This window comes from Sphingomonas bacterium, assembly GCF_903644055.1.
GTDB lineage: Bacteria > Pseudomonadota > Alphaproteobacteria > Sphingomonadales > Sphingomonadaceae > Sphingomonas_I.
The window spans coordinates 1-3,045 of record NZ_CAHJXD010000107.1 but is presented as its reverse complement, the minus strand read 5'-3'; the positions used below and the strand labels follow the sequence as shown (position 1 = coordinate 3,045).

Here is a 3,045-nt window from a genome sequence, read left to right as displayed (position 1 = left end):
GCGATCCGCCGCCAGATCGAGAACACCACCAGCGACTATGACAAGGAGAAGCTCCAGGAGCGCCTTGCCAAGCTCGCGGGCGGCGTCGCGGTCATCAAGGTCGGCGGCTCGACCGAGGTCGAGGTCAAGGAGCGCAAGGATCGCGTCGACGACGCGCTCCACGCGACTCGCGCGGCCGTTGAAGAGGGCATCGTTCCCGGCGGCGGCACCGCTCTGCTCTACGCGACCAAGTCGCTCGAGGGCATGAAGGGCGCCAACGACGATCAGACGCGCGGCATCGATATCGTCCGCAAGGCGCTCTACGCGCCGCTGCGGCAGATCGCGCAGAATGCCGGTCATGACGGCGCGGTGATCTCGGGCAAGCTGCTCGAGGGCAACGATCCGACGATGGGCTTCAACGCCCAGACCGACGTCTACGAGAATCTCGTCACCGCCGGCGTGATCGATCCCACCAAGGTCGTTCGCACCGCGCTTCAGGACGCGGCCTCGGTCGCCGGCCTGCTGATCACCACCGAAGCGGCGATCTCCGACGCGCCTGCCGACGACAAGGCGTCGATGGGCATGCCCGGCGGCGGCGGCATGGGTGGAATGGGCGGCATGGGCGGCATGGATTTCTGATCCACGCCGACCAGTCGCCAGCGAGTTGGGGCCGGGGGAGCGATCCTCCGGCCCTTCTCTTGTCCGCGCCGAAAGCGTAGATTGCCGAAATGGCCACGCAGTCAGATCAGCGCCTGCTTACTTCCGCGGAATTCCTGCGGATCGATTTCGGCTCCGATATCAAGGCGGAGCTCGACAACGGCGTGATCCGGATGATGGCGGGAGGCTCGGTCGAGCATGCGCGGGTTCAGATGAACCTCTATCGGTATCTGGGGCTGACCTTGCGGGGTTCGGGCTGCCGTCCCTTCGGATCGGACATGGCGATCGAAACCGCGCATCGATCGACCCGTTATCCCGATGTCACCGTCGATTGCAGCCGCACCACGGCGGACGACGCCAAGGCGCTGAGCGATCCGCGCGTGATCTTCGAGATCTTATCACCGAGCACCCGTCGCGAGGACGAAGGCGTCAAGCTCGACGAATATAGCCAGCTCGCGAGCGTGGACACGATCGTGCTGGTCGATCCGTCGATCGAGCGCGTCCGCATCCTTCAGCGCGCCAGCCCCGAGGAATGGAACGATCGCCGCTTCCTCCGTCCGACCGATGTGGCGCTGCCGTCGCTCGGCATAACCATCCCGCACGACGAAATCTTCGCTCGCGACTGAAGCGGCTCAGCGCGTCCGCTGTGCCTTGCGGAGGTTGTAATAGCGCTGGACGTTGGCGTTATGGTCCTTGAGATCGTCGGCGAACACATGGCCACCCTTGCCGTCCGCGACGAAATATAACGCATGGGTGTCGGCGGGCGCGAGCACGGCGGCGATCGCGTCGCGCCCGGGATTGGTGATCGGTCCCCTGGGCAGCCCCGCCATCGCATAGGTGTTGTAATCGTTGACCGCGCGCACCTCGGAGAGCTTGATGCGGCGGCCGAGCGGCCTGCCGCGCGTGATCGGGTAGATGATCGTCGGATCGGCCTGCAGCCGCATTCCGCTCCGCAATCGGTTCGAATAGACCCCCGCCACCATCGGCCGCTCGGCCGGCACGCCGGTCTCCTTTTCGACGATCGCGGCGAGGATCAGCGCCTCCTGCTTGCTCGCGACGACGCTGTTGGCCTTGCGCGTCATCCACAGCCGATCGAGCGTCTGCCGCATCGCATCCTGCATCCGCTTGAGCACCGCGCGCCGCGCTTCGCCGCGCTGGAAGCTGTAGGTGCCGGGCAGCACCGATCCTTCGGGCGGGATGGGCAGCTTGCCGCTGAGCAGCGGCTCGCGTGCGATGCGTTCGAACACCTCGATCGCGGGCATGCCCTCGGGAATCGTCACCAGACGCTGGATCGTCCGGCCGCTCTGCAACAGCTCGAGCACCGCGCGCGCGCTGGCGCCGGCGGGCACCTCATATTCGCCCGCGCGGATCGGCTCGCTCGATCCGAAACGACGCGCGAAACGGAGGAAGCCGGTGGTCGATCGCACGACGCCCGCCTTTTCCAGAGTCCGCGCGGCGGCGGCGAGGCTGGAGCCCTGCGGCACGACGACCGGTGTCGGATGGTTGGCGGGGCCGGGGCCGGTCCAGTTGCGATAGACCTGAAGCCAGATCAGCCCGGCGACGATCAACAGGATCAACCCGAGGCAGCCGAGCCCGCGGAACGATGCTTTCCGGCGCCTGGCCATGACCGCCAAGCGCGCCCTAGATCGCGCGCATGACGAGGCTGGCGTTGGTGCCGCCGAAACCGAAGCTGTTGTTGAGCACCGCGCGCACCTGCCGCCGCCTGGCGACGTTGGGCACCAGATCGACGCCCGCGCAGCCCTCGCTGGGGTTGTCGAGGTTGATCGTCGGCGGCACGATCTGGTCGCGGATGCTGAGGATGCAGAAGATCGATTCCACGGCACCCGCGCCGCCGAGCAGATGCCCGATCATCGATTTGGTCGAGGACATCGAGACGCTCGCCATCGCATCGCCGAACAGGCGGCGGACCGCGCTCAGCTCGAGCTCGTCGCCGAGCGGGGTCGAGGTGCCATGGGCGTTGATATAATCGATGTCCCTGGGCTCCAGTCCGGCCTTCCTGAGCGCCATCTGCATCGAGCGATAGGCGCCGTCGCCCTCGGGATGCGGCGCGGTGACATGATAGGCGTCGCCCGAAAGGCCGTAGCCGATCACCTCGGCATAGATTTTGGCACCGCGCGCCTTGGCATGCTCATATTCCTCGAGCACCACCACGCCCGCGCCCTCGCCCATCACGAAGCCGTCGCGCGCCTGGTCATAGGGGCGGCTGGCCTTTTCCGGCGTGTCGTTGAAGCCCGTCGACAGCGCGCGCGCCTGCGCGAAGCCCGCGATGCCGAGCGGGCAGATCGCGCCCTCGGCGCCGCCTGCCAGCATGACGTCGGCATCGTCCATCGCGATCATCCGCGCGGCATCGCCGATCGCGTGCGCGCCGGTCGAGCAGGCGGTGACGAC

Annotated in this window: 4 protein-coding genes; 2 read left to right on the top strand and 2 right to left on the bottom strand. The window is 67.2% G+C overall.

Translation table 11 applies throughout. The features are described 5' to 3' along the window. A partial coding sequence (locus HUU94_RS04525; protein WP_302480180.1) for a TCP-1/cpn60 chaperonin family protein occupies positions 1 to 618 on the top strand: 618 nt, incomplete at its 5' end. A gap of 89 nt (positions 619 to 707) precedes the next feature. Next, the gene (locus tag HUU94_RS04520) at positions 708 to 1,262 is read left to right on the top strand and encodes a Uma2 family endonuclease (protein WP_174273914.1); all 555 of its coding nucleotides are present in this window, start codon (positions 708 to 710) and stop codon (positions 1,260 to 1,262) included. 6 nt (positions 1,263 to 1,268) lie between these two features. Here the strand turns inward: HUU94_RS04520 and mltG are convergent, their stop codons facing one another. Together mltG and HUU94_RS04510 are read right to left on the bottom strand one after the other, a co-directional pair. After that, entirely contained in the window at positions 1,269 to 2,261 is a 993-nt protein-coding gene (gene mltG, locus HUU94_RS04515; protein ID WP_174273913.1) for an endolytic transglycosylase MltG, read from the bottom strand. A gap of 16 nt (positions 2,262 to 2,277) precedes the next feature. Then, positions 2,278 to 3,045: beta-ketoacyl-ACP synthase II (locus tag HUU94_RS04510; RefSeq protein WP_174273912.1), on the bottom strand; the 768-nt coding region annotated here is incomplete at its 5' end.